Source organism: Marinitenerispora sediminis, from assembly GCF_003336425.1.
Classification (GTDB): Bacteria; Actinomycetota; Actinomycetes; order Streptosporangiales; family Streptosporangiaceae; genus Marinitenerispora; species Marinitenerispora sediminis.
Window position 1 is genome coordinate 40,339 of record NZ_QEIO01000002.1, and the last position, 26,933, is coordinate 67,271.

The window sequence follows — 26,933 nt, forward strand, 5'->3', positions numbered from 1 at the left end:
GGCTATCCACGGTCGGCGTACGCATGCGGTATCGAAGTGGTCATCACTCGCCCGCGCACGGCGGGTCGGCGCTCCTCGTCCGGCCCGGCACGGGCCGCCCCAGTCCGCGCCGGCGCGACCCCCAAGACGCCGCGTGCGGGCCGCGGCGGTGGCATGCGCCGGTGGAACCGCGCACGGCGGCGGTGGGACAGCGGACGCGGGCCGGAGCGCGGGGCGAGGGAGCGCCGGACCCCGACGGGTCCGGCCGCGGTGGGGGACGGCTAGCCAGCGCCCGGCACGCCGTCCCACGGCCGACCCAGGAACCGGGCTCTCCTCCGCGCGCCCGTCGCCTGCCCGCAGGGACCGGGCCGCACGACGTTGGCAGCGGCGGCAGCGCGCCGCGCCCGGACCCGGCCATCGGTACGCGCTCCCGCGTCCGCGGCGGCTCCTCCGCCGGTCTGAGGTAGTGCGGCCGCGGCCCGCCGGAGGCGGGGTGCGCGGTCGTCCGCCACCGTGGGCGCGCCGTGCCTTCGACGGGCGACCGGATGCGGTCCCGGGCCCGTCCGGGCCCCCGCCGCCAGCCCACCGGGGCACCGGTGCCGGTGGCGGGGCGGGCCGGCCGTCCGGGGCACGGGGCGTGCGGACCCCGTCGGGGACCAGCACGGAGCCCCACGCCGTGACCTTGGTCCCCGCGTGGGCGGGGCCGCGGCGGGCAGAGGGACATGACCGCGACGGCGGGGTGGTCCCGCGCCGGCCCGCCGCCTTCCCGCCGTCGCCCGGCACGTATCTGGAAGCCAGGTGAGCACCCATGACCGTCCGCATCGACTCCGGTCCCGTGCACGCACTGCTGACCGACGGCAGCATCGTCCGCATCCGGCCGGCCGCCGTCGGGGACGCGGCGGCGGTGCACCGCCTGCACCAGGCGCTGTCCGCGGAGAACCGGCGGCTGCGCTTCTTCGTCCCCGGGCCGCGGGTGCCCGGCCACGTGGCCGAACGGCTCTGCCGCCCTCCTGACCCCGCGCACGCGGCACTGGTCGCCCTCCTCGCGGGCGAGATCGTCGGGATCGCCGGATACGAGCGGGACAACGGGGCGGCGACCGCCGAGATCTCGCTGGCGGTCGCCGAGCACGTGCACGGCCGAGGCGTGGGCACGCTGCTCCTGGAGCACCTGGCCTCGCTCGCCCGGCGCGGTGGAGTGGCGGCCCTGACCGCGGAGGTCCTCCTCGACAACCACGCCATGCTGCGGGTGTTCGCCGACGCCGGCCTGCCGCTGCGGCGGCACCTGGACATGGGCGTGGTCGAGGTCGAACTCCCGCTCACCATGGACGACCGGTACCTGTCGGCGGTGGAGGAGCGGGAGAGCCGTGCGGGACTCGCCAGCATGCACCGCCTGCTGCGGCCCTCGTCGCTGGCCGTCGTCGGCGGCACCCGCCGTGCGGTGTCGGTCGGCAACGCCGTGGTCCGCAACATCCTCGAAGGCGGCTACACTGGCCGCGTCCACCTGGTGCACCCGGGGGAGGCCGACGTCGCCGGCATCGCGGCGCACCCGTCCGCGGCCGATCTCCCCGAACCTCCCGACCTCGTGGTGGTCGCCGTCCCGGCGGAGGCCGTCCCGGACGTGGCGCGCGCCTGCGGCGAACGCGGGGCCGGGGCGCTGGCCGTCCTCTCCGCCGGTCTGGCAGCCTCCGCGCGGCGCGAGCTGCTGGAGATCTGCCGCGCGTACGAGATGCGGCTCCTCGGGCCGAACTGCTTCGGCCTCGCCAACCTGGACCCGGACGTGCGGCTGCACGCGACGTTCGCGGCACGCCGGCCCCGGCCGGGGCACGCCTGCGTCATCACGCAGTCAGGAGGGGTCGGCATCACCCTCATGGAGCACCTGTCCCGGCTCGGGATCGGCGTCTCGACCTTCGCCTCCGTCGGCGACCGGCTCGACGTGAGCAGCAACGACCTGCTGGCCTGGGCGGAGGCCGACGCCGGCACCCGCATGGCCGTGGTGCACGTGGAATCGTTCGGGAATCCGCGCAAGTTCTCCCGGATCGCCCGCCGCATCAGCCGGAAGCTGCCGGTCCTGGCCATGCTCTCCGGGCGCTCCGCCGCGGGGCGCCGCGCGGCCCGGACCCACACGGGCGGGGCCGCCGTGGCGGAGCTGACCGGCGCCGCGCTGTTCCGGCAGGCCGGCGTCTCACCCGTGCGGAGTGTGACCGAGATGGTGGAGACGGCCGCGGTGCTCGCCCACCAGCCGCTGCCGGCCGGCCCCCGGGTGGCTGTGGTGACCAACACGGCCGGCACCGGCGTCCTGGTCGCCGACGCCTGCGAGGCCGAGGAGCTGGAGGTCCCGACCCTCGGTACCGACCTGCGGCGCAAGCTGGCCGGCGACCTGCCTCCGGGCGGATCGTGCGCCAACCCGGTCGACACCACCCCGCAGGTCCGGACCGAGCAGCTGCGGTGCTGCGTGCGCGCCCTCGCGGAGTCGCCGGAGGTGGACGCGATCATCCTGGTCCTCGTCCCGACCGCGCTCGCCGACCTGGCACCGACCCTGTGCGCCGATACCGGCGGCAAGCCGATCCTCGCGGTGGCGCCCGAACAGCCCGAGGCGGTCACCGTGCTGCCCGGCGGTGACCGCGGGGTCCCCACCTTCAGCGCCCCGGAGGAGGCCGCCGCGGCGCTCGGCCAGGCGTGGGCCCGGACCCGCTGGCTGGCCCGCCCGGCCGGAACGGTCCCCGTGTTCCCCGACGCCGCCGTCGGCCGCGCCCGGGAGGAGGTGCGGGAGTTCCTCCGGACCCGGCCGGTCGGCGGGTGGCTACCGCTGGACGCGGCGCTTCGGGTGGCGGAGTGCTACGGGATCCGCACCGCCCCGTGGCGGCGCGCGCGTTCGGCGGAGGAGGCGGTGGCGGCCCTGGACGTCCTGGGGGGACGGGTCGCGGTGAAGGGGGACGTCGCCGGTCTGGCCCACCGGAGGGCGGCGGGTGCGCTGCGCCTGGACCTGGACCGGCCGGAGGAGGTGCGGGCGGCCTATCGCGCGTGCGCCGAGCGCTTCCCGACCGTGGTCGTCCAGGCCATGGCGGCACGCGAGTTCGACACGCGCCTCGGCATCATCCACCAGCCGGTCTTCGGGCCGCTCGTGCTGTTCGGGCTGGGCGGCAGCTACGCCGACGCCCTCGACACGCGCTCAGCCCGGCTGACCCCGCTCACCGACGTCGACGCCGCGGAGCTCGTCCGCGAGGTCCGGGCGGTCGCCGCTCTCGGCGCGGAGGGCGGTGACAGGCGGATGGACGTGCCGGCCGTCCAAGAGGTCGCCGCCCGGCTGTCCCAGCTCGCCGGCGACCTGCCCGAGGTCGCCGAGATGGACCTCAACCCGGTCTCCGTGGGCGAGCACGGCGCGCTCGCCCTGGACGCGCGGGTGCGGGTGAGCCAGCGCCCGGACGAGGACCCCTATCTCCGGGCGCTCCCGCCGTTCTAGCGCGGCCCGGTGAAGAGTACGTCCGGCACCGGGCGCCGGGCGTCGGCTTCCCGACTCCGGCCGCCTACGCCAGCACGCGGGACGGGCTGGCGGCAGGAACGCGTCTGGTGCCGTCCACCTCCACGCTGCTCCCGGCCGCCCGCGCGGTGGTCGCCGCGACCGCCGCGCGGGCGGGGACGCGGCCGGCACGGCCCCGCCGTCCGCGCCGGGGCCGGGTCACGACGTTCTGGCCCGCTGCGTGACGACGATGCAGGCGAGCACGATGACGGCGGTCAGGGGGACGGCGGGGCTGAGCTGCTCCCCGAGCAGGAGCACCGCCCACACGAGCGTCAGCAGCGGCTGGGCGAGCTGGAGCTGGCTCGCCCGCGCCACACCGATCAGCGCCATGCCCTGGTACCACACGACGAACCCCCCGAACTGCGAGATGCCGGCGATGTAGGCCATTCCGACGAGGGCCTTCGCCGTGAGGTCGACCGGCTCCTGGGTCAGCGCCCATGCGGACACGACGAGGTTGACTGGCGCCGCGAGCACGACGCCCCAGGCGATGACGCGCCAGCCCGGCATGTGCGCCGAGAGCCGTCCGCCTTCGGCGTAGCCGGCCGCGCAGACGATGAGGGCGCCGAAGAGGTAGAGGTCGGCGACCGTCGGCTGTCCGCGGTTCTGCGCGAGGGAGAACACGATGACGGTGGCCGCGCCGGTCCCGGCGGCGGCCCAGAACACCTTCGAGGGACGGCGCCGGGTGAGCAGGGCGGAGATCGTCGCCGTGGCCATCGGCAGTGCACCGATGACGACCGCCGAATGCGCCGTGGTCGAGGTCTGCAGGGCGAGTGTCGTGAGCAGGGGGAACCCGATCGCGCACCCGCCCGCGACAACGGCCAGGGCCGGCCAGTCGGCGCGGGCCGGGAGCGGTGCCCGCGTCACGAGGAGCGCCGCGAGGGCGATGGCGGCGGCGAGGACGCCGCGGACCCCGGTGGCGCTCCACGGGCCGAACCCGTCGAGCGCCCACACGGTACCCGGGAAGCTGAAGGAGAACCCCACGACGCCGAGCGCGGCGAGGACGGTGCCGTTCGACAGTGGCGATACTCGCCTGCGGACGATAGCGCTACGATCCACATCCATGACCGACGGTAGCAGTTCGCGGAAACTGGCCAGCGTCCTGGCGCGGGAGATCGAGGCGCTACCCGCCGGGAGCCGCATCGCGACGCACCGGGAGCTCGTGCGCCGCTTCGGCGTCAGCGCTACCACCGTCTCGCAGGCGCTGGCCCTCCTCACGCAGCGCGGGCTCATCACCTCCCGCCCCGGCGCCGGGACCTACCGCACCGAGGCGCGGCCCCTGCGGCGCGCCGGAGACACCTCGTGGCAGGAGGCGGCCCTCGAACTCACCAACCGCATCGGCTCGGCGGCCGGCGGCGCGCGCGGCTTCAAACCGCCCGCGCTCCTGGGAACGCTCTCGACATCGGGACCGGACGTCGTGGACCTCAACGGCGGCTACCTCCACCCCGAACTTCAGCCGCTCAGCGCGCTGGGCACCGCGCTGTCCCGCGCCGCCCGCCGCTCGGAGGCATGGGACCGCCCGCCCGTCGGCGGGGTCCCCGAACTGCGCGACTGGTTCGCCTCCGACATCGGCGGCGGCCTGGGCCGGCACGACGTCCTCGTCTGCGGTGGCGGCCAGAGCGCCCTGGCGACCGCGCTGCGCGCCCTCGGCCAGCCGGGCGACCCGGTCGTCATCGAGTCGCCGACCTACCCGGGGACGATCGCGGCCGCCCATGCCGCGGGCCTGCGGACGATTCCGGTCCCGCTCGACGGCGAAGGCCTCCGCCCCGACTACCTCGACGAGGCACTGGCGCGAACCCGGGCGCGCGTCGTCATCGTCCAGCCGCTGTTCCAGAACCCCACCGGAACGAGTCTCCCGGTGGGCCGGCAGCACGAGGTCCGCGGTATCGCCCGCGGCCACGGGGCCTTCGTCATCGAGGACGACTTCGCCCGCCACATGGCGCATGCCGACGCCGGGCCGGTCCCGCCGCCCATGATCGCCGACGACCCCGACGGCACCGTCGTCCACATCCGGTCGCTGACCAAGGCGACGTCGCCGAACCTGCGCGTCGCCGCCCTCGCGGCCCGCGGCCCGGTCACCGCGAGGTTGCGCGCCGCCCACGTCATCGACACGATGTTCGTGCCCGCGCCCCTGCAGTACACGGCGCTCGAGGTGGTGACCGCGTCCGGGTGGAAGCGCGCCCTCGCCACGCTGGGTTCGGCCCTGGAGCACCGGCGCAGGGTCGCCGTCGACGCCGTTTCGGCGACGTTCGGCCCGCACGTCCTCGCGGTCCGCCCACGCGGCGGCTACCACCTCTGGGTGTCGCTGCCGGGCCACCTGGACGGCGGGCAACTCGCCGCCACCGCACCGGCGAACGGGGTCGCCCTCACCCCCGGCGACAACTTCTACCCCACCGACAGCAGCGCCCCGCACGTACGGCTCAGCTACGTGGCGGCGCCATCGGCCGCGGACGTCGACGACGCCATCCGCCGCCTGGCACCGCTCCTCACCGAACCGTGAGCCCGCCGCTTCCGCCCGACACCGGAGACCGCCCGCGCCGCCCGCGCCGCCCGCGGCCGCGGCCTCGGCCCCGCGACGCGCCTCCCTAGCGGTCCAGCCGTCCGGCCAGGGCGCGTGCGAAACGCAGCGCGCCGCCCTCGGCGAAAGGCAGGCTGAGCGACGGCTCGCACAGTTCCATCTCGAGTACCACCGGTGTGCCGTCATCGGCGCGGACGAGATCGACGCGCCCGTAGAGCAGCGGGCGGTCGAGGCCCAGGTGCGAGGCCGCGGCGTCGAACACGGCCTGGGCCACGGCGCGCTCGCCCTCGTCGGCGTCCCGCGCCTTGCGCACGTCCTGCGTCGGTGCGCTCACCGTGCCGTCCGGGAGGAGCAGCGCGCTCTTGCGGATGGCGTGGCTGTAGACACCGTCGAAATAGATCATGTCGGTCTCGCCGTCGCGGTCGATCGACTCCAGATAGGGCTGCAGGATGACGCGGTCGCCCCTTCCCAGCAGCCGGGCGATGTGCCCGGCCGCCTCGGCGTCCCGGTGCCGGCCGTAGCGCTGGACGTCCTTCGAGTAGGCGCCGACCGTCGGTTTCACCACGATCTCCGCGGCCTGGGGATGGGCGGTGCGGAACTCCCGCACGGCCGTCAGCGGGTCGGTACCGGGTCCGACGATCCGGCTCGGGACGACCGGCACGCCGTACGCGGCGAGGTCGGCCAGGTAGAGCTTGTCGAGACTCCAGCGCACCACCGGCATGGGATTGAACAGCTGCGTCGAGGCGGCGACGCGCTCGCCCCAGGCGAGGAATTCCGGCAGCCGCTCCACGTAGGTCCAGGGAGAGCGCAGCAGAACGGTGCCGAAACGCCCCCAGTCGACGCTCGGGTCGTCCCAGTCGCACACCTCGGCTGTGAGGCCGACCGCTCGGCATGCGTCGAGCAGGAGCGGCATGTCGTAGTCGATCGGAAGGCTGTCCGCGTCGGTGACCAAGGCGAGGGCGCCCATAGAGCACGTCCAATACTGGAGTGGGGAGCAGGCTGCGGCCGAGTCGGGTGTCGGGTACCGGCTACGGGTTCCTCCCGCCGTACGGGAGCGGCGGCTCACGGACTCGCCGCGGTGTCGCGTGTCCGCGGTCCGGTGTGCCGTAGTCATAAGGACGTTCCGTGCCGCCGGCGGCACCGGAGTGGCTCACCACGGCAGGACCTCGCCCATGTGCACGTAGCTGCCGCTGGGGCCGTCGTCGCCGAGCAGGGCCATGCGGACGCTGGTCCGGGCGCCGTCGGAGGCGTCCTGCGCGCCCGCACCGTCGTTGAGGTCGGTCCTGGTGTAGCCGGGGTGGACGGCGTTCACCTTGATCGGGGTGCCGCGCAGTTCGTACGCCAGGTGCACGGTCCAGGAGTTCACCGCGCTCTTGGAGGCGCTGTAGGCCGGGAGCGACTTGAACATGGGGTCGTAGGTGTAGGAGTCCGGGTCGCTGTGCATGGTCAGCGAGGCGAGCAGGCTGGAGACGTTGACGATGCGGCCCGCCGCGGACCTGCGGAGCAGCGGCAGGAAGGCCGTGGTCACCGCGACGACGCCGAACAGGTTGGTCTCGAACGTCTCCCGCCAGCGCCGCAGCGGCTGCTCCGACGGATGCCTGCCGTACTCCTCCGTCCGGATCCCGGCGTTGTTCACGAGGATGTCGAGGCGGCCGTACCTGCTCGCGACGTCCGCGGTCGCGGCGGAGACGCTGTCCGGGTCCGTGACGTCGAGCACCCCGGCTTCGACGTCGAGACCGCCGCTCCGCAGCGCCGTCGCCGCCGCGGCGGCCGCCGCGCGGTCGCGGCCGGTCAGCAGGACGCGGACTCCGCTCTCGGCGAGCTGGCGGGCGATCTCGAACCCGATGCCGCGGTTGGCGCCGGTGACGAGGGCGATGCTGGCGGGGGGTCCGGACACATCAGACTCGCTCTCTACGAAGACGGGGAGCGGCCGCGGGGGCCGCTCTCCTACCAACCCACGGACAGGAACTTCGCCACCGGGGGGCCGAACCGGCCGGTGTCCACCAGGAAGGCGTCGTGGCCCTCCTGCGATTCCAGCGCCAGGAACTGGACGTCGGCACCGCTGGCGCTCAGGCCCTCGGCGATCTCCCGCTGCTGGTGCAGCGGGAACAGGATGTCGCTCCGCACGCCGATCACCAGCGCCTTCTCCAGGCGCAGCCGGGAGAGTGCCTCGCCGGCGGTGCTCCCGCACGACTCGCCGAGATCGAAGCGGTCCATGCTCCGGCTGAGGTAGAGGTAGCTGTTGGGATCGAAGCGGCGGACGAAGCGCTGGGCGTGGAACTCCAGATAGCCCTCCACCGCGAATTCGGGCCCGAACGGCTCCGCGGCCCCCGGACGCCCCGGATCCAGGCGCGCCCGGCCGAAGCGGTGTTCCCATTCCTGGGCCGAGCGGTACGTCGTCATGCCCAGTTTGCGGGCCGTGAGCATTCCGCGTTCCGGATAGCGCTCCTCGTCGTAGCGGCCCTGGTTCCAGTTCGGATCGGAGCGGACCGCCTCGCGCTGCAAGGAGCGGATGGCGATCGAGAACGGCAGTGAGTTGGCCGCTCCGGAGATGTTGATGTGGCTGCGTGCCAGACCGGGGTGCCGGGCGAGCAGGGCCAGCGCGCTCATCCCGCCCATGGAGGCGCCGATCACGCTGGCCAGGCGTTCGACACCCAGCGCGCGCACGGTGCGGGCCGCCGCGTCGGCGATGTCCTCGATCGACAGCTCCGGGAAATCCAGCCGGTACGGCTGGCCCGTGTCCGGATCTGGCGAAGCCGGCCCGGTCGAGCCCTTGCAGCTGCCGAGCGAGTTCACGCAGATCACGTGCCAGCGGTCCGTGTCGATCGGCTTGCCCGGTCCGAGCATGGGCTCCCACCAGCCGGGCGCGGGGTCGTCCGGGTGCGAGGCCGCGTGCGCGTCCGGTGAGAGGCCGGTGAGGAGGAGAACGGCGTTGTCGCGTGCCGCGTTCAGCCGCCCGAAGGTCTCATAGGCGATGCGGGCGCCGTACAGCGCGCCGCCGCGCTTCATCGGAAAGCCGGCCGGCAGGTCGGCGAAGCACGTTGCTGGCGGGATGAATTCCCTCATTCACCTGCTCCCGGTGTCGCGTGCGTAGGCGGGGGCGCGGATCGGCTGGACTCAGGTGCCATGGGGGCCGGCGTCGAGCGAGTCCAGCCACTCGTCGTCCGACCCGTCGTTCACGTCCTCGAGCAGGAACGTGGACAGGTAGCGCTCACCGGTGTCCGGCAGCATCGCGAGCAGCACCGCGCCCTCCGGCGCGCTCTCTGCGACGCGCAGCGCCGTCGCCAGGGTCGCGCCGGCCGAAATACCGGTGAATATGCCCTCCTCGGCGGCCAGCCGGCGGGCGGTGTCCCGCCCCACCACTTCGTTGACGGTCACGAGTTCGTCGATGACGCTCCGGTCGAGCACCCCGGGCACGAAGTCGGGCGCCCACCCCTGGATCCGGTGCACGTTCCACTCCTTGCCGGACAGCACGGCGGCGGTCTCCGGTTCGGCGACGACGATGCGCACCTCGGGCCGGGCCAGCTTCAGCATCTGCCCGACCCCGGTCAGGGTGCCGCTGGTGCCGAAGCCGGTGACGAAGTAGTCCAGCCGCTTTCCGGCGAAGTCGCCGAGGATCTCCGCTGCCGTGGTCTCGCGGTGGTAGGCGGGGTTCGCGGGATTGTCGAACTGGTTGGCCCGGAACCAGCCGTGTTTGGCCGCCAGTTCGTCCGCGATGCGGTTCCCGCCGCTGCTGCCCTCGGCGCCGGGGAAGAGGATGACCTTGCCGCCGTAGGCGCGGATGAGCTTGCGCCGCTCCACCGAGTAGGTATCGGACATCACCGCCACGAACTTGTAGCCGCGCGCCGCCGCCACCATCGCCAACGCGATGCCGACGTTGCCCGATGTGCACTCCGCGATCGTGTCACCGGGCTTCAGCAGCCCCTTCGCCTCGGCGTCGAGGACGACGGAGAGCGCGAGCCGGTCCTTCACCGAGCCGCCGGGGTTGAACGACTCCGCCTTCACATAGACGGTGACGTGCTCGGGTGCGAGCCGGTGCAGTCTGACGATGGGCGTGCGGCCGATCGTGTCCAGGATGCTGTCGTGGATGGGCATGAGGACCGTCCTTCGCTGGAGAATGCGGCAGAGGGGGTCGGCCGGCGGGTCCGCTCGGTACCGTCCGGCCGGAGGCGGATGCGGCGGAGAGGCGTACGGCTGGAACCGGAAGCCGGGCCTTCGCTGCCGAGCGCCCGGGGGCGCCTGGGAGTGGCACGGGGCTATCCGGCGCGCGCCGGCTCGAACACGGGGGCGACCATGTCGAGAATGGCGGAGACCGCCTTCCGGCTGCTCCCGTCGTCTGCCGGTGCGTTGAACTCCGCCAGTTCGACGCCGAGGAGGCGCTCCGGGGGGACCGATTCGAACAGGGCGCGGATCTGGGCCTCGGACATGCCGTCCGGGACCTGGTAGTCGGCCGGTACCGACGAACCCGGATCGAGGACGTCCCAGTCGACATGGATCCACACGGGCGACCCGTTGACGGCGTCCGCGACGTTCTCCGGAGTCGCCTCCGCCGGAGGGATGACCCGGACGCCGGCCTTCCGCAGCAGTTCGTGTTCGGCGCCGTCGATGTCGCGTGCCCCCACGAGGACGGCCTGCTCGGGCCGCAGGCCGGCACCGTGGCCGCTGTCCCAGAGCCCGCACGCGGCCGCGAGCACCATGCCGCCGAGATAACCGGTCTCCGTCGTGTCCGGCGTGTTGAAGTCGCCGTGCGCGTCGACGTAGAGCACCACGGCGTCCGGATGCTCGCGGGCCACGACCGGCAGTGAGGCGAGACTGGCCGAACAGGTGTTGGCGATCATCGCCGTGCGGTTGCCGCCCTGGACGCTCGCCGCGACGGCCCGCCCCAGTTGCACGAGTGTCTCCCTCGCCTGGGGGAGGCTGACGCTCCAATCGTCGTCGGCGGGTGGTGCCGCCTTTCCGACGTATCGGCCGGTCAGGCCGTAGCGGTGTTCCAGGGCCCGTGCGGTCTGCGCCGCGCCCTCGATCATCCGTGCCGCCCGGTCGGCTACCCGGCCCTGGGAAACAATGAGATCGATCATCGGCTGGAGTTCCCTCCTCGTTTCGCGAGCGGTACCGCCGGCCGCCCCGCCTCGCCGCGTGCGGACGGGCGGCGCCGAGCGGGTCGGCCTAGGGTTTCCGAAACCTGAAAGGACACCGGTCCGTCCTCTCGACGTTGTCCTCCACCAGGCCGTACTGCTGCCACTCGGGTGCGCCGGTGCCGTAGGTGCCCAGTTGGAGGGCGTGCGGGCTGCCGTCGTAGCGCTCGATCCGCCTGCGGATGTTCGAGCGGACGTTGCGGCCGCTCGGCGTGTCGCCGGCGAAGACGTCGAACCGCTCGCGGGGGTTGATGACCAGGACGAAGTGCGTGCCGAGATTGCGGCTGCGCCGAACGCGGTGCGCCGGGCTGCTCATGTTGCAGAAGAGCGGCATGCCGTTGAAGGACATGGACCAGGAGTCGGAGCCGGGGTCCCTGCCGACGCCCTCCGGCCAGGGCTCGGGGTCCATCTCGTGCAGTTCCTGAAGGACCCTCCAGCCGAAGGCGTGGTACTCCTCGACGGAGCGCGCCGCCACGGCGTCCAGGGAGAACGCCGCGGCCAGCGGGTAGGCGGTGTCCAGCCTGCCGTCCCACTCCCTGGACAGCTCGACGTACTCTTCGAGGCCGCCCGCCAGGTGCTCGATGCCGCTTCTTTCGCCGTTCTCCACGAAGATCAGCTTCAGGAGCCGCTTCCGGAACGCGTTCCTGGAGAAGACGCACGGAAAACCGGGGTCGGTGAGCCGGGCCTCTATGTCGTTGAAAGCGTCGCGGTGCCATCCCGTTCCGTCGTCGCCGATGTGTGTCTGGGAAATCAGTTTCGGTTTCTTGGTCATCCAGTTCAACTGGGGCGTCCATTCCTCGCCGGAGGGCTGCCCGTCGTTTCGCGCACCGCAATTCCGACTCCTCTTCTTCGGGTTCGAAGAGATGGGCCGGCGGGGCGGCAGAGGTGCCGGATCGTGTTATCGAGGACTGTCGTGCCGCGTGGCGAAGACTGCTGGGGAGTATGGCGGGACTGGTCCCGTGCGGGCATTGTCGATCCCGGTAGGGCGCATATAGAGTGCCCGTTCCTCCGCGTGCGCGTGCTGCGACCACGCGGCGTACCCCGTGCGCGGAGCGGGCTGCGGCGACCTGTGGATCCGGACCGGACTCCGGTGCGTGTGCGCGCCGGATTCCGCGGGAACTCCGCGGTACGGCGGCGGATCGTGCGTGGCGGAGCGGTCGGCTCCGGCCCCCGGTTCTGTGCTCGGTGGTCTTTCCGCCGCGGCGATGGGCCGGGCTGGAAGAGTTCGGAAATGCGGTCGGTGGAGATGCGGACTGACAGGTGTGGTGCGGCGACTATCAGAGGTGGAGATGGGTGGGTATAGGGAGGTACGAGTTATTCGACCACGGGCCAGAATACGCCGAGATGTCCCGTGTGTGGCTTCTCACCTCTGGCCGCATCCGGTCAATGGGGGCGGCCGTGCAGGTCCGGAGTGCTTTCGAAGATCCATTCCGCCGACCGTCCGGGTCTTTCCGGTCACCGACGCGGAGCCGGTGCCATGCGGGGTTTCTCGTTTCTGCCGTGAATTGGTGAAGTGGCGGAAATCCGGAACCCGCTCGGTCCCGGCGGGGCCCTCCCGGCCCGGGACGGCGCGCGAGGGCCGGGACGCGCGGGACAGCGTCGGAGCCCGCCCGCCCTGCGCTACGGGGCCCGGGAGCGTCGTCGGAGACCGGTCCCGGAGGAACCCGCGACGATCGGGAGCCGGCCACCCGGCCCGCTCTCGCGGAGGATCGCCCCAGCAGAGGCCCCCTGGGCCCGGTCGCGGCTCCGGTCCGGCGCTCACGGTGTGCCGGAAGCCGGGAGAATGGCGGCATGCGTAGCGAACTATTCGATCAGGTACGAGAGTCCGATCAGCCGGGAATGAGCCTCCAGAACCATCAGATGCTCCGGGTGAGCTTCGACGGGGAGTTCTTCGCCCGGCAGGGCGCCATGGTCGCCTACCAGGGCGAGGTGGACTTCGCCTACCAGGGGGCCGGCGGAATCGGCAAGCTGTTCAAGAAGGCGTTCACCGGCGAGGGCCTGCCGCTGATGAAGGTCTCCGGGCGCGGCGAGGTCTTCCTGGCGCGCGACGCCTGGGACGTGCACATCATCGATCTCGACGGCGACTCCGTCACGGTCAGCGGGGAGAACGTGCTGGCGTTCGAGTCCGGGGTGAGCTGGGACATCAAGCGTGTCGAAGGCGCGGGGGTCGCCTCCGGAGGGCTGTTCAACACGGTGTTCACCGGGCACGGGCGGATCGCGATCGCCTGCCACGGCATGCCCGTGCTGCTCAACGTCGACCAGCCCACCTACGTCGACACCGACGCCGCGGTCGCCTGGTCCTCCACCCTGCACACCGGTGTGCGGCGCACGGTCAAGGCCGGGGCGCTCATCGGCCGCGGCAGCGGCGAGGCCGTGCAGCTGGTGTTCCAAGGCCAGGGGTTCGTCCTGGTGCAGGCGTCCGAAGGCCCGCCGGTCCCCGCCCAGGCGGCCGGCTGACCCCGGGGGCCGGCCCTCCACCGCCGCCCGCCGGCGGCCGCATCGCGGCCCCGCCCTCCGACCGCGCGATGCCGGCGGCCGGCACCTCCGCGGTCGGCGCGGGGCCAGCGCCCGGGAGTCACCCGATGATTTCGCAGACCCCCGCCCGCGTTCAGACGAGTTCGGCGAGGAGGGGGATCTGGTCGGGGTCGGCGAGAGCCGAGCCGACCGCCACCATCCGCGCTCCCGCGTCGAGGTACTCCCGCGCGTTGCGGGCGTCCATACCGCCGGTGGCCACGATCCGCACCTCGGGGAAGGGGCCGTGCAGAGCGCGGAACCACGCCGTGCCGAGCGATGTCGCGGGGAACGCCTTCACCCAGTGGCCGCCCGCTCGCAGCACGCCCTGGACGTCGCTCGGGGTCGCAACACCGGGGAGGTGGGGCATCCCCTCCGCCTCCGAGGCGGCCATGACCTCCGCGTCGAAACCCGGCGCGACCGTGAAGGCGGCCCCGGCCTCGGCCACGGCACGGACCTGGCCGGGGGAGATCACCGTGCCCGCGCCGACGGGACGGCCGCGTTCGGCCCCGGCCCGCACGGTCGCGCGCAGCGCCTCCAGTCCGCGGGCGTCGCGGGCGGGCACCTCGATCGCGGTGATGCCCATGTCCCAGGCGCGCTCGGCCAGCTCGACCGTGGTCTCCACGGGCATGCCCCGCAGGATCGCCAGCACGCGGTGCCCCGCGAACAGGCCGTCCAGGCCCTCGTCACTCATGTCCCTCTCCTCTCACCGCGGCCACAGCCGCCGAAGCGTGGTCGGTCCACCGGTCGTCGGGGACCTCCAAGAGTTCCTCCACCTCCCGCGCCGGGGGCGGATCAGCGAGGTCTCCCACCACCCGCAGGACGCGTCCGGCGCACAGGTGCCCCAGCCGCAGGCGCCTCCGGCCGTCGAGGCCGCGCAGACGCCCCGCCAGGTACCCGGCGGCGAACGCGTCCCCGGCTCCCACCGGCTCGACCACCTCCACCGACGGCGCCGGCACGTACTCCTCGCCGCCGCCGTGGAACTCGGTGGCGCCGTGTTCGGCGTCCTTGACCACGAGGCGGTCCACATCGGGCAGGAGCGACCGCACGTCGCGGGCGGTGGCGGTGCCCCACAGCTCCTCGGCCTCGTCCCTGCCGACGAAGACGATGTCGGCGAGCCGGGCCAGCTCCAGGAGGCGGGGTGCCGCCTCCCTCCGTCTCCAGAGCCGGGGCCGGTGGTTGACGTCGAAGCTCACCGTCAGGCTGGGGTCGGCCAGCAGGCTCTCGGTGAGCGCGTCGCAGCCGGGGGAGAGCGCGGGGGTGACACCCGACAGGTGCACGATGCCGGCCGCCCGGACGTGGGGGTGCCCGGCCAGTTCGGGGCCGAGGGCCGAGGCCGCCGACCCCGCGCGGTAGTAGTGGACCGCGCTCCCCGTGGGCGAGGGGTCCTTGGCGAACAGGGCCGTGGGCCGGTCGGGGTCGATCCGCACACCGGATACGTCCACCCCCCGTTCCCGCAGGCTCCGCACGACCACCCGCCCGAAGGGGTCGTCGCCCACACTGCTGAGCCAGGCGGCCCGGTGCCCGAGTGCCGCCAGGGCGCACGCCACGTTGGACTCGGCACCCGCGATGCCCATGGACAGCAGCGGGGCCCGGTCCAGGGGGACCGGCTCGGTCGCGGTGAGCAGCAGCATGGTCTCACCGACACAGGTGACCTGCGGTGTCACGGGTGTCCTCCGAAGGGCTGGGCCGCCGGGGCGGAGACGTCCACGGGGATCGAGAAGAGGGCGCCGTCGCAGGGCCCGGCGTGGCCGAGGCCGATCGCGGCGGAGGCGACGAACAGCCGGGGCTCCGGGGTGTCGACGACGCACACGCTCGTGGGCTGGGCGGCGGGCAGCCGCACCACGCGCTCCAGGGCCCCGCCGGGGTCGTAGCGGTGCACCCTCCCGGCCCCCCAGACGGCGACCCACAGGTGCCCCTCCGCGTCGACCTGCATCCCGTCGGGGCTGCCCTCCCCGACCCGGGCGAAGACGGTTCGCGCGCCGGGTTCTCCGCCGGGGGACACCTCGTAGGCGTCGATCCGGCCCTCGGCGCTGTCGGCGAGGTACATGCGGGCGCCGTCCGCGGTGAAGGCGGGGCCGTTGGGAACGGTGTAGCCCTCGATGACCCGGGTGACCGTGCCGTCGGGGTCGGTGCGGTAGACGGAGCCGGCTCCGGGGGTGCCGTCGTAGGCCATCGACCCCGCCCAGAACCTCCCCCGCGGATCACAGCAGCCGTCGTTCATCCTCATCGGGGCGGCCGCGCCGGCCTCGGGCCGGGCCAGCCACCGCGGGGAGCTGTCCCCGCCGAGCAGCGCCACTCCCGTGCCCGCCGCCGCGACGTACTCCCCCGGCCGCCCCAGGACGGGGGCGACCGCGCCCAGGGGGACGTGGAGGGTGGCGAGCACCTCGGCCGGGCCCGGGACGAGGGGGTCGAGTCCGAGGAGCCTGCCGGTGAGGATGTCCACCATGAGCAGGTCCCGGCCCTGCCAGCGCAGGCCCTCCCCCAGTTCGAAGCGGTCCGTGCTCCACGGTTCGCACAGCATGCGCGTCACTCCTTCTTCCTCACCACTCCGCGAAGGATCCGTCCTGGTGGCTCCACACCGGTGCCCTCCAGCGGTGGCCCTTCCGGTCCGCCCTGCGCACGGCGTCCTCGTCCACGCTCACGCCCAGCCCCGGGGCCTCGGGGCGGCGGATGTGCCCGTCGGGGAAGGCGAAGACACCGGGGTCCAGGACGTAGTCGAGAAGTTCGGCGTCCCGGTTGTAGTGGATGCCGATGCTCTGCTCCTGGATGAGGAAGTTGGGCGTGGCGAAGGCGATCTGGAGGCTGGCGGCCAGGGCCAGCGGGCCGAGCGGGCAGTGCGGGGCGAGGAGGGCGTCGTAGGTCTCGGCGAGGGAGGCGATCCTGCGCACCTCGGAGATCCCGCCCGCGTGGGAGAGGTCGGGCTGGGCGACCGCCACGCCCGCCTGGAGCGCGGGGAGGAAGTCGGTCCGGCTGAACAGGCGCTCCCCGGTGGCGATGGGCACCGGGCTGCACCGCACGACCTCTTCGAGCAGGTGCCCGTACTCGGGCAGCACGGGCTCCTCCACGAACATGGGGCGCAGAGGCTCCAGCAGGGGCAGGACCCGGCGAGCGGTGGCCGCGTTGAAGCGGCCGTGGAAGTCCACGGCCACGTCCCGGTCCGGCCCCAGCACCTCGCGCACCCTCGCCAGCCGCTCCACGACGCCGTCGATCTCGCGGACAGTGGCCGAACGCCCCATCACCCCGGACGCGTTCATCTTCACGGCGGTCAGCCCGGACTCCACGCGGGCGGCGACCGCGTCCGCCAGTTCGGCCGGGTCGTCGCCGCCGACCCAGCCGTACACGCGCACCCGGTCGCGGACGGGGCCGCCGAGGAGCTGGTGCACGGGGACGCCCAGACGCTTGCCCGCGATGTCCCACAGCGCCTGGTCGAGCCCGGCGACGGCGCTGGACAGCACCGGCCCTCCCCGGTAGAAGGAGGCCTTGGTGAGGCGCTGCCAGTGGTGCTCGATCGGAGTGGGGTCCTGGCCCAGCAGGAGTTCGGACAGTTCCGCGACCGCGGCCCGCACGGTCTCCGCCCGCCCCTCCACCACGGGCTCGCCCCAGCCGACGACTCCGTCGTCGGTCTCCACCCGGCACATCAGCCACCGGGGCGGGACCAGGAAGGTCTCGATGCGGGTGATTCTCACTGCGGTCTCTCCAGATCGTCTTCGGGCGCGTCGTCCTCGGTGATGCGGAGCAGGTCCGCCCTGGCCTGGTCCAGCAGGGAGCGCATGGCGGACTCGGCGGCGAGGGCGTCGCCCGCGGCGACCGCCTCCGTGACGGCGCCGTGGCTGGGCACCGGATCGCCGTGGGCGCCTCCGTGGACCAGGCGGTCGCGCTCGGAGAGCCCCGCGGCGAAGAAGACGTCCGTGCGGACGAACAGCTCGTTGTGCGTGGCCGCCAGCAGCGCGCGGTGCCAGCGCAGGTCAGCCCGCGCGGCCGCCTCTGCCGGGCCCTCGGCGGAGTCGGCGATGTCCGCGAGCGCCGCGCGCAGTTCGGCGACGTCGGCGTCGGTACGCCGCTGGGCCGCGAGGAGGGCGGCGGCGGGTTCCAGGGCGTCGCGGAGCTCGGCCAGGTCCCGGAAGAAGACGTCGCCCGCTCCGGCGGCGATCTGCCACCGGACCACGTCCGGGTCGAGCAGGTTCCAGTCGCCGCGCGGACGCACGAACGTCCCCTTCTTCTGCCGGGAGCCCACCAGCCCCTTGGCCGCCAGGACCTTGATCGCCTCGCGGATCGCGGTGAGGCTCAGACCGAGCTCCGCGCTGAGCGCGGCCAGGTCGATCGTCTGCCCCTCGCCGATGGCACCGGAGAGCACGCGCTCCGCCAGCAACCGCACCGTCTGGCCGTGCACGCCGCGCCCCGAGTAGGCCGCCATCACTTCCTCCGTTCCAGGCGTCCCGTCACGACGACGCCTTGTAGATACTCCACCCTCCGTCCACCGGCAGGCTCGCACCGGTGACATAGGAGGCCTCCGCGGAGGCGAGGAAGGAGATGACGGAGGCGACCTCCTCCGGGTCGCCGAAGCGGCCCGCGGCGGTCTGGGCGACGCTGGTGCGGCGGTCCTCCTCGTCCACCCCCTCCCAGGCGGCGGTGAGGATGGGGCCGGGCAGTACGCAGTTGACGCGCACCCGCGGCCCGTACTCGACGGCGAGCTGGCGGGTCAGGGCGGTGAGCCCGCCCTTGGTGGTGGCGTAGGCCAGTCGGCCGGGGAGTCCGAACCAGGCGTGGACCGAGGAGGTGATGACGACGCTGCCGCCGTTGGCGGAGAGGTCGCCCACGCAGGCGCGCACCCCCAGGAAGGCCCCCGTGAGGTTGACGGCGAGCTGGCGCTCCCAGGAACCGAGCGTGGTCTCGTGGGCGGGCGCCTGCTCGAAGGTGTAGGCGTTGGAGACGAGGACGCCCACCGGCCCGAAGGCGCTCCGGGCCGCCTGCACGACTCCGTCCCAGGAGTCCTCGTCGCTCACGTCGGCCCGCACCGCCAGGGCGCGCCCGCCCTCCGCGCGGATGCGCGCGGCCGCTCCCTCCAGGCGTGGGGACAGGTCGGTCAGCACCACCGAGGCGCCCTCGGCGGCCAGACGGCGGGCGGTGGCCTCTCCGATGCCCTGTGCCGCGCCGGTGACCACGGCCGTCACTCCGTCGTGCCTGGTGTCTGTCATGTCACTCCGTAAGCTGGTAGGTGCGCCCGGTGCCATCCGGGGGCCGTCCGGTCCCGGGCCGGTTACGGGCCCTCCGGTACGAACACGACGGCGGGCGCGGTGCCGGTGCCGGGCGCGGGGACGAGGGCGTCGAAACGCGCTGGCTCGCCGGGCCGGGTCCGCGCGACCGTGCGGCCGGACGCGGCGTGGACCAGGGCGCCGGGGCGCGAGGCCGTGAAGGCCCCGGCCAGGCGCCGTCCCCCGGCCTCCCGCGCGCCCCAGCGGGGCGGTTCGCTCCAGAAGCCGTCGGGGGTCACCTCGGCCACCGGATCCCTGCCCGTGCCGAGGCCGAACCCGATGACCAGGGCCATGCCCTGTCCCGGAGCGAGCTCCGTGAGCGGCCCCAGCGCCTCGACCTCGGTCACCCGGTCGACCGGGCACAGCCCGCCCAGGTGCTCCAGCGGCCGCTGCACCGGCGCCTCCAGCCACACCTCGGCCCTGGACCCGGTGTCGGGGTACTCGGCCCCCTCGCTCACGTCGAAGCGCAGGGTCAGGGTGCCCGCGGCGCCCACGTTGGCCAGCCATCCGGACGCGGTGGGGAAGCCGACCTTGCCGACGACGTCCTGCGGGGGCACCCGCACCACCGAGGGCGGGTGCGCCAGGACGCGCGGGTGCCCGTTGCCCGCGACGAGCGGCACGGTGTGCGGGCCCGGCCCCCGGACCCCCACGTAGACGCCGCCGGCGCCGTCGGCCGCGGCAGGGGCCCCGTCGATCTGGGTCACGTTCCACAGCGCCCACCGGCGGACGGTGCCGGAGACGTTGACCGCCTCCAGGTCCAGCCGGTAGCCGGCGGCGCCGGGCTCCAGCGTGAGGCGCCGGCGCAGGCGCAGCCCTGACCGCGGATCGTCACGGCTGGTGAGGGTGAGCGTGGCGGAGCCGTCCGGGGCGGAGGCGGCCTCGGCGGTGTAGGGGCCCGAGTCCAGGACCGGGTCGGGGGGACCGGCCCACTGGCCCGGGCCGTCCCACCCCTGGGGCGCGGGCCAGGTCTTGTCGCCGCCGACGTTGTTCCACGCGCTCATCGGCCCGTCCACCGGGCCGAGCTCCACGCCCGCCACGGGCTGGAGGTCATCGTCCAGCAGGCGGGGGTTGCGGTACAGGTGCTCGCGGCCGCGGTGCCGCACGGACAGGAGCCGGCCGCCCAGCCCCGGGGCCGCGGTCAGCCGGACCACCCCGTTGTCGAGCACGACCCGCTCCCGCGGCCCGGAGCCAGCGCGCCGGATCACGGCGGGGGTGCTCACCGCTCCTCCCCGTTCACCAGGCACACCTTGCCCCGGCTCTCGCCCGCGGCGAGCCGGTAGGCGGCGTCGGCCTCGGCGAGGTCGAACCGGTCGGAGACCACCCGCTCCGGGGACAGGCCCCACCTGACCAGGTTCACCGACAGCTCGGCCATGGCGGGCAGCGAGGTCACCCAGGAGGCGTAGAGGGTGAGCTGCTTGTGCAGGAGGGTGTCCGACACCTCGGTCTCCAGGGTGCCGCCCTCGCCGACCAGGGACACCCGGCCCCACTCGGCCGCGCTCTCCAGCGCCAGCGAACGGCCCGCACGCGACCCGGAGCAGTCGATGACCGTCGCCGCGCCCCTCCCGGAGGTGACCCGGCCGACCTCCTCGGCCGCCTCCTCGGGCGAGGCGAGGGCGTCGAAGACGCCCAGGGTGGCGGCCCACTCCCGGCGCCGCTGGTTGGGCTCCACCCCGATCACGCGGGCCGCGCCCATGCCCCGGCCGATCATGCCCGCCGCCAGGCCGACCGGGCCCAGGCCCACGACGAGCAGGTCCCCGTCGCCGTTGACCCTGACGCGCCGCAGACCCTCGTAGGCGGTGCCGAACCCGCAGGCGATGAGCGCGCCGTCCACGAAGGAGAGCTCGTCGGGCAGGGGGACGCAGGTCGACTCCTCCGCCAGCAGGTACTCGGCGTGGCCCCCGTCGCGCTGCCAGCCGTGGGCCGCCCGCTCCGGGGCCGTGCAGCTGATCATGTAGCCGCGGCGGCAGTTGTCGCACAGCCCGCATCCGGCGATGTGGTAGACGATGACCCGGTCCCCCGGGCCGAACCTGCGGCACCCCGGACCGGCCTGCACGACCGTTCCCGACGGCTCGTGGCCGGCGACGACGCCCCGGTAGGCCGGACCGTCGACGCCCCGGTGCGTCTTGTGCTCCCGGTAGATGTAGCCGATGTCGCTGCCGCAGATTCCCGAGGCCCCGATCCTCAGCAGCACCTGGCCCGGCCCCGGCTCGGGCACAGGAAGCGTGTCCACGACCGCGGTGGAGTCGCCGGGCAGGCGCACACCGCGCATGGTCGCGGGCGGCGGGCTGCCGAAGGCCGTTGCGTTCATGACTGGATTCCCCCGTTCGGGCTGGATCTTGTTCTTTGCGGAGCGTTTCGGGCGCGCGTCCACCGGGCCGCCTCCCGCCGCGTCCTCGCTCCCCTGGGGCGCGGCCGGGCTGGACGCCCCGTGCGCGAGACCGCCGGGACGGTCCGCCCCTCCGGCGGCTTTCCGAAGAACACTCCCTAGGCGAGCCTGTTGGCGGCGCTGCGCCTGCTGATGACGACGTTGATCAGGACGGCGCCGACGATGATGAGGCCGCGCACCACGTCCTGGAAGAAGGAGTTGACTCCGAGCAGCACCAGGCCGTTGGCGATGACGGTGATGAAGACGACGCCCAGGAAGGTGCCGCCCAGGGAGCCGCGCCCGCCGGCGAGCGCGGTGCCCCCGATGACGACGGCGGCGATGACATCGAACTCCAGCCCCGCCGCGGCACCGCCGTTGCCCGAGCCCAGGCGGGCGGCGAGCAGCACACCGGTGATGGCGGAGAGCAGGCCGGTGGTGGCGAACAGCAGGACGCGGACCCGCGCCACGTTGAGCCCGGCGAGCTGCGCGGCCGCGGCGTTGCCCCCGGTGGCGTAGACGGACCGTCCGTAGGCGGTGTACTTGGCGACGTAGGCGAAGACCGCGAAGAGCACGAGCATGACCAGCGCGGCGGCGGGCACACCCAGGACGGACCCCCCGAGCACGTCGAGGAGGCCGCTCTCGGGCAGCGGCACGGGGAGCGCGTCGGTCATGTACAGCGCCAGGCCGCCCAGGACACTCCACAGGCCCAGCGTGGTGATGAAGGAGGGCACGTTGAACCGGGCCCTGAGCCACCCCGCGAGGGCGCCCCACAGCACGCCCATGGCCAGGGTCACCATGATGGCGCCGATCACGCCCAGGTTCCACTCGGTGGCGCCCTTGGCGACGATGACCGAGGCGAAGGCCACGGCCGGGCCGATGCTGATGTCGATCTCCCCGGCGATGATCACCAGGGTGACGCCCCAGGCCGCGATGCCGATCGTCGCGGCGTTGCGCAGGAGGCCGAGCTGGTTGTCGAGGCTGAGGAATCCGGAGGCGGAGAGCCCGAGGACGACGTAGAGGATCAGGATGGCGGCCAGCAGGCCGATCTCGTTGAGGCGGTGCCCGTAGCGGCCGATGAAGCCGCCGCGGGCGGGGGCCGCCCCGCCGGTGGCCGTGGTGGTGGTCGTGGTCATTGCTACCTCGCCGTTCACGCCGCCATCGCGGCGGCCATGATGTTGTCCAGGGTGATGTCGTCGCCGGTGAACTCGCCGCGCAGGCGTCCTCCGCGCAGGGCCAGCACGCGGTCGCACACGAGCGGCAGCTCCTCCAGTTCGCTGGAGACGAAGAGGACCGCGGCGCCCTGCTCCGCGAGCTCGCGGACGATGGCGTAGATCTGGGCCTTGGCCTCCACGTCCACGCCGCGGGTGGGTTCGTCCAGGAGCAGGATGCGGCTCCCGGCGTGCAGCCAGCGGCCGATGACGGCCTTCTGCTGGTTGCCGCCGCTGAGGTTGACGATCGGGGTGTCGGGGCTGGCCGCCTTGATCGACAGCCGGCCGATGAGGTCGCGGCCGATGGACGAGACGCGTGAGGGGAGCACGGTCCCGGCCCGGGAAGCCCCTCCGAACCAGGTCATGACCATGTTCTCGGAAACCCCGAGCAGGGGGACCACGCCCTCGCCCTTGCGGTCCTCGGGGGTGATGCCCACGCCCAGGCGCCGCATGGTGCGGGGAGTGGGGTGCGCCACCGGGGACCCGTCCACCTCCACGGTGCCCCGGGAAGGAGTGAAGCCGGCCAGGGCGCGCAGGAGCTCGGTGCGTCCGGAGCCCATGAGGCCGCCCAGCCCCAGGACCTCCCCGGGGTGGAGGTCGAAGGAGACGCTCTCGACCTTGGGCGGGACCGCCAGGTCGCGGACCGACAGCAGCGGAGCCGCGGAGGCGGCGGCGGGTGCGCGGCGCCGCGGCGCGGGCTCCTTCTCCCCGCCCCCGTGGCCGAGCATGAGGGAGACGATGCGGCCGGTGGTGGCGCCCCGGACGGGCACGGTCTCCACGACGGCGCCGTCGCGCATGACGGTGACGGTGTCGGCGACGCGGCGGATCTCGTCCAGGCGGTGGCTGACGTAGATGACGCCCACGCCTCGGGAGGCGACACGCGTGACGGCCTCCAGGACGGCCTCGGCCTCGGCCGCGGCGAGGGCGCTGGTGGGCTCGTCCAGGATCAGCAGCCGGGGCCGGGCCCGGAAGGCGCGCGCGATCTCCACGAGCTGCTGCTGGGCCAGGGGGAGCTCGTGCACCCGGGTGTCGGAGGAGATGGCGACGCCGAGTTCGGCGAAGACCTCCTCGGCGCCGGCCCGCATGGCGCCGTAGTCGACACGCCCGCCTCCCGTGGGCCAGGAGCCGAGGTAGAGGTTCTCCGCGGCCGACAGCTGCGGGACCAGGCTGAGCTCCTGGTAGACGGTGCCCACGCCGAGCTTGGCGGCCTGGCGGATCCCGCCCTGGCCGAGCGGCCGGCCGCCGATCTCGATCTCGCCCTCGTCGGGCGCCTCCACGCCGGACAGCAGGCGGATCAGGGTGGACTTGCCGGCCCCGTTGCGCCCGAGCAGGGCGCGGACCTCTCCGGCGCGGATCTCGAAGTCGGCGTGGTCCAGCGCCGTGACTCCGGGGTAGCTCTTGGTCGCGCCGCGGACGCGGGCCACGATCTCGGTGTCGGGCGCCGCCGCGGCGGAGGTGTCACTCATGGGTGCTCCACAGGTGGGACGAAGGGGGCGGGTGCGGCAAAGGCCGGTCAGGGGATGCCGTCCGGGTGCGCCTCCAGCCACTCCTCGCCGTCCTCGGGCGTGGTGTAGAGGTCGATGGGCGCCGGAGTGATGAACTCCTCGGACGGGTCGCCCGCGATGATGCGCGCGACCGTCTCTCCCGCCAGGAGGCCGACCGCCGTGCCGGAGATGTCGACGTTGGCCTTGAGGATTCGGTGGTCGGACAGCGCGCGGGCCGCGTCCGTGGACATGTCGCTGCCGAAGACCACGACCTCCCCGGCCAGACTCCGGTTGCTCACGGCGCGGACCGCGCCCATGGTGGCGCCGCCCGCCTCGCCGTAGAAGGCGTCCAGGTCGGGGTGGGCGGTGAGGAGCCGTTCGCCCACGTCGACGGCCTCGTCGATGGTGGCGCCCTCCTGGTTGGCGACGATCCGGGCGTCGGGCAGGCGGCTGAAGAGCGCCTCCTCGAACCCCTCGCGGCGCTGCACGCAGACCTCGACGAACTCGCAGTTCAGGACGGCGATCTGAGGATCGGTCACCCCCTCGCCCTCGAAGTGGTCCGCGGCGGCCTCGCCGAGCAGGCGCCCGAACTCGTGGGGGTCGCCCAAGATGTAGGAGGTCACGTACTCCCGGGCGGCCTCGTCCTCGATGCAGGTGTTGTAGCAGACCACCGGCACCCCGCTCTCGTGGGCCAGGCGCACGGCCGGGACCGAGGCGGTCGCCGAGACCGGCGACAGCACCAGCGCGTCGACGTCGGCCGACGAGGCGACGTCGACGAAGGTGCTCTCCTCGGAGGCATCGCCCCGGGCGTTGAGCTCCAGGAGCTGCAGCTCGCGTCCGGAGTTCGCCGCGTAGTCCTGCATGCCCTGGCGGACTCCCGCGTAGAAGCCCTGCGCGTCCATGTAGACGACGCCGATACGGCCGTCCTCCCCAAGCCTCGCGCCGCATCCGGCGAGCACCAGCGCGCACACGACGGCGGTGAGAGCGGCGAGCACGCGGCCCGGCGGACGCGGCGGTCGTCTGCCCATGGGGTCCTCCTTGGCGTAGGGCGATCGCGCTCACCTGCGCGGACGCCGTCCTCGAACTGTCGGAGAGCATGTCAGAGTGACCCAGGTAACGTCAAGAATAAATAGTAATTAATGATTTTTCGGGCCTGGGACGCGCCGGAGACCGGGCGAGCACGGGGGAGCGGACGCGGGCACAGGGGGAGTGGAGGCAGGGACAGGGGGAGTGGAGGCAGGCGCGGCCCACGCGGAACGGCCCGGCCAGGGCGGCCCGTGCCGCGCGACCGCCCCCGGGCACCTCCGGCGGACGCGCGCCCTGGCTCCGGTACGCTCCGCGTCCGTCCGGCCCGGCCTCCGCCTCCGCCTCGCCCGCCCCGGACCGCGCGTCTGGCCGCCCTCGGCGTGTCCGCGTCAACGCCTTCCCCGACGGCCCCGGCCCGGCGCGGCGCGGCCGGGCGGCCCCTGGATCCGACCCCCGCCCGAGGCTGGCCAGCGGATCTGTCAGCGGGTACGTCACGCCGATCCCGATCACCGCGGACGAGGGGATCCGCGCTCAGGATCTGCCGCTTCGGTCCCTTGCGCGGCCCCGGTGTCTCTGCACCGTCCCTGCGCTACAACCCAACGAACTCGCAAAGTTCCGGCGGGGTTCACGCGTTGTACGCGAGGCGCCTCGATGCTTCGTTTCGGCCAGTGGCCGGTTCCTTTCGGGCACTGGCGGTCAGCGATTACGGAGGTCAAGAATGGTCAATCGTCGTGAAATGCTCGGGATTGTGGGTGTGACCCTCGGAGCGGGAGTGCTGGGGACGGGCATGGCCGAGGCCACGCCCCAGAGCACGGCGGGCCGGCACGGTTCCGGGCACCGAACGCTCAAGGTCCTGCAGTTCAACATCTGGATGGGTGGCAGCGTGGTTCCGGGTGGCCGGGCCGGGATCGCCGACACCATAGCCGCGGTCAAGCCGGACGTGGTCATGCTCAGCGAGTCGACGCCGGAGCGGGTCGCCAACCTGCTGTCCGACCTCGCCGACCGCGGCCTGGCCTTCCACGACAACCAGAACCCGACTGATCCGGCGGTGATCTCGCGCTACCCGATCATCGGTCACCAGTCCTTCCCGTACTGGTCGAAGGCGGTCATCTCGGTCGACGGCACCGAGGTCGCGGCCTACTCCGGGCACCTCGAGTACCGCTACTACGCCAACTACCTGCCGCGCGGGTACGGCGGCGGTACTCCGGCGCCTCTGGAGACGTCCGAGTATGGCTGGAACGAGATCCCGACCGGTCCGATCACCGACGTCGGTCTGATCAACCGGATCAACGTCGCGTCCGGGCGTACCGAGGTGACGAAGACGGTGCTGGCGGACGCCGCGGCGGAGCGCCGCCGGGGACGTCTCACCATGCTGGCCGGCGACTTGAACGAGCCGTCGCACCGGGACTGGACCCACCGGACCCGGAACCTGTTCGACCACAACGGCACCGTCGTCGAGTGGTCGACGACCAAGGCGATCGAGGAAGCCGGTTTCCGCGACAGCTACCGCGACGTCTACCCCGACCCGGTTCGCTCGCCGGGCTTCACCTGGCCCAGCGACAACCCGGGTGCCGAGCCCGGGCAACTCACTTGGGCTCCGAAAGCGGACGAGCGGGACCGGATCGACTTCGTCTTCTACCACCCCGACCCGCGGATCCACCTTGTCGACAGCGTGATAGTCGGCCCGTCCACCACGATCGTGCGCAACGAGCGGGTGGCGGAGTCCGGTCGGGAGGAGTTCTGGGAGCCGAGCTGGACCTGGCCGACCGACCACAAGGCCGTGCTCAGCACCTTCCGCGTGGCCACCCGCCGCTAAGGCCACCTCCGCTGACCGGCTGGTCCACGCGAATGAGAACAGGCCCTGACCGTGCGGACTGTTTCCGCAGGTCAGGGCCCGTTCTCTCTCAGGGTGGGTGACGGGACTTGAGCCACTCGCCG

22 protein-coding genes are annotated in these 26,933 nt (G+C 73.5%); 4 read left to right on the forward strand and 18 right to left on the reverse strand.

Translation table 11 applies throughout. The features are described from left to right. Positions 1–787 precede the first annotated feature (787 nt). Positions 788–3,439: a bifunctional acetate--CoA ligase family protein/GNAT family N-acetyltransferase gene (locus DEF28_RS00665; RefSeq protein ID WP_114395993.1), complete on the forward strand. Its 2,652-nt coding sequence runs from the start codon at positions 788–790 to the stop codon at positions 3,437–3,439. Positions 3,440–3,655: 216 nt separating this feature from the next. Here the strand turns inward: DEF28_RS00665 and DEF28_RS00670 are convergent, their stop codons facing one another. Next, positions 3,656–4,558 carry a DMT family transporter gene (locus tag DEF28_RS00670; RefSeq protein WP_114395992.1) on the reverse strand — a complete coding sequence of 301 codons (903 nt, stop codon included), beginning with the start codon at positions 4,556–4,558 and terminating at the stop codon, positions 3,656–3,658. Between DEF28_RS00670 and DEF28_RS00675 the strand changes: the two genes are divergently transcribed. Further along, complete coding sequence (locus tag DEF28_RS00675) at positions 4,557–5,993, forward strand: aminotransferase-like domain-containing protein (protein WP_114395991.1); 1,437 nt, start codon at positions 4,557–4,559, stop codon at positions 5,991–5,993. The genes DEF28_RS00670 and DEF28_RS00675 overlap by 2 nt on opposite strands. Before the next feature lie 85 nt (positions 5,994–6,078). Here the strand turns inward: DEF28_RS00675 and DEF28_RS00680 are convergent, their stop codons facing one another. The 6 genes from DEF28_RS00680 to DEF28_RS00705 all read right to left on the reverse strand — a co-directional run bounded on the left by DEF28_RS00680 (position 6,079) and on the right by DEF28_RS00705 (position 11,918). Then, positions 6,079–6,978: an ATP-grasp domain-containing protein gene (locus DEF28_RS00680; RefSeq protein ID WP_114395990.1), complete on the reverse strand. Its 900-nt coding sequence runs from the start codon at positions 6,976–6,978 to the stop codon at positions 6,079–6,081. A 183-nt stretch (positions 6,979–7,161) separates the two neighbouring features. After that, positions 7,162–7,908, reverse strand: a complete 747-nt coding sequence (locus tag DEF28_RS00685; RefSeq protein ID WP_181874186.1) for an SDR family oxidoreductase — start codon at positions 7,906–7,908, stop codon at positions 7,162–7,164. Between the two features lie 50 nt (positions 7,909–7,958). After that, entirely contained in the window at positions 7,959–9,077 is a 1,119-nt protein-coding gene (metX, locus tag DEF28_RS00690) for a homoserine O-acetyltransferase MetX (RefSeq protein WP_114395989.1), read from the reverse strand. Positions 9,078–9,128: 51 nt separating this feature from the next. Next, positions 9,129–10,106 (reverse strand): cysteine synthase A, encoded by a 978-nt coding sequence (gene cysK / locus DEF28_RS00695; RefSeq protein WP_114395988.1) that lies wholly within the window; start codon positions 10,104–10,106, stop codon positions 9,129–9,131. A gap of 161 nt (positions 10,107–10,267) precedes the next feature. Beyond that, entirely contained in the window at positions 10,268–11,089 is an 822-nt protein-coding gene (locus tag DEF28_RS00700; protein ID WP_114395987.1) for an arginase family protein, read from the reverse strand. An 88-nt stretch (positions 11,090–11,177) separates the two neighbouring features. Continuing rightward, positions 11,178–11,918 carry a YqcI/YcgG family protein gene (locus DEF28_RS00705; protein ID WP_114395986.1) on the reverse strand — a complete coding sequence of 247 codons (741 nt, stop codon included), beginning with the start codon at positions 11,916–11,918 and terminating at the stop codon, positions 11,178–11,180. A gap of 1,019 nt (positions 11,919–12,937) precedes the next feature. Between DEF28_RS00705 and DEF28_RS00710 the strand changes: the two genes are divergently transcribed. Further along, a complete protein-coding gene (locus DEF28_RS00710) occupies positions 12,938–13,603 on the forward strand; it encodes an AIM24 family protein (protein ID WP_114395985.1) in 666 nt (221 codons plus the stop codon). 151 nt (positions 13,604–13,754) lie between these two features. On the opposite strand, the gene DEF28_RS00715 is transcribed toward DEF28_RS00710, so the two are convergent. The 11 genes from DEF28_RS00715 to DEF28_RS00765 form a co-directional block, all read right to left on the reverse strand. Beyond that, entirely contained in the window at positions 13,755–14,351 is a 597-nt protein-coding gene (locus DEF28_RS00715) for a bifunctional 4-hydroxy-2-oxoglutarate aldolase/2-dehydro-3-deoxy-phosphogluconate aldolase (RefSeq protein WP_114395984.1), read from the reverse strand. Then, complete coding sequence (locus DEF28_RS00720) at positions 14,344–15,324, reverse strand: sugar kinase (RefSeq protein WP_114395983.1); 981 nt, start codon at positions 15,322–15,324, stop codon at positions 14,344–14,346. Before DEF28_RS00720 ends, DEF28_RS00715 begins: the two co-directional genes overlap by 8 nt. After that, positions 15,321–16,181: an SMP-30/gluconolactonase/LRE family protein gene (locus DEF28_RS00725; protein WP_114395982.1), complete on the reverse strand. Its 861-nt coding sequence runs from the start codon at positions 16,179–16,181 to the stop codon at positions 15,321–15,323. The genes DEF28_RS00720 and DEF28_RS00725 overlap by 4 nt, the downstream gene beginning before the upstream one ends. 19 nt (positions 16,182–16,200) lie before the next feature. Next, the gene (gene dgoD, locus DEF28_RS00730) at positions 16,201–17,346 is read right to left on the reverse strand and encodes a galactonate dehydratase (protein WP_114395981.1); all 1,146 of its coding nucleotides are present in this window, start codon (positions 17,344–17,346) and stop codon (positions 16,201–16,203) included. Next, entirely contained in the window at positions 17,343–18,074 is a 732-nt protein-coding gene (locus DEF28_RS00735) for a FadR/GntR family transcriptional regulator (protein ID WP_114395980.1), read from the reverse strand. The genes dgoD and DEF28_RS00735 overlap by 4 nt, the downstream gene beginning before the upstream one ends. Positions 18,075–18,099: 25 nt before the next feature. Next, entirely contained in the window at positions 18,100–18,855 is a 756-nt protein-coding gene (locus tag DEF28_RS00740) for an SDR family NAD(P)-dependent oxidoreductase (RefSeq protein WP_114395979.1), read from the reverse strand. A 62-nt stretch (positions 18,856–18,917) separates the two neighbouring features. Further along, positions 18,918–20,132, reverse strand: coding sequence for a DUF4380 domain-containing protein (locus tag DEF28_RS00745; protein ID WP_114395978.1), 1,215 nt, complete (start codon positions 20,130–20,132; stop codon positions 18,918–18,920). Beyond that, positions 20,129–21,220, reverse strand: coding sequence for a zinc-dependent alcohol dehydrogenase family protein (locus DEF28_RS00750; protein ID WP_114395977.1), 1,092 nt, complete (start codon positions 21,218–21,220; stop codon positions 20,129–20,131). Before DEF28_RS00750 ends, DEF28_RS00745 begins: the two co-directional genes overlap by 4 nt. A gap of 176 nt (positions 21,221–21,396) precedes the next feature. Continuing rightward, a complete protein-coding gene (locus tag DEF28_RS00755; protein ID WP_114395976.1) occupies positions 21,397–22,410 on the reverse strand; it encodes an ABC transporter permease in 1,014 nt (337 codons plus the stop codon). Positions 22,411–22,424: 14 nt separating this feature from the next. Beyond that, the gene (locus DEF28_RS00760; protein ID WP_114395975.1) at positions 22,425–23,951 is read right to left on the reverse strand and encodes a sugar ABC transporter ATP-binding protein; all 1,527 of its coding nucleotides are present in this window, start codon (positions 23,949–23,951) and stop codon (positions 22,425–22,427) included. Positions 23,952–23,998: 47 nt separating this feature from the next. Beyond that, positions 23,999–24,997: a substrate-binding domain-containing protein gene (locus tag DEF28_RS00765; protein ID WP_114395974.1), complete on the reverse strand. Its 999-nt coding sequence runs from the start codon at positions 24,995–24,997 to the stop codon at positions 23,999–24,001. Positions 24,998–25,731: 734 nt separating this feature from the next. Here DEF28_RS00765 and DEF28_RS00770 point away from each other — a divergent pair. After that, positions 25,732–26,811 (forward strand): endonuclease/exonuclease/phosphatase family protein, encoded by a 1,080-nt coding sequence (locus DEF28_RS00770; RefSeq protein WP_199493062.1) that lies wholly within the window; start codon positions 25,732–25,734, stop codon positions 26,809–26,811. The last annotated feature ends 122 nt before the right edge of the window (positions 26,812–26,933 follow it).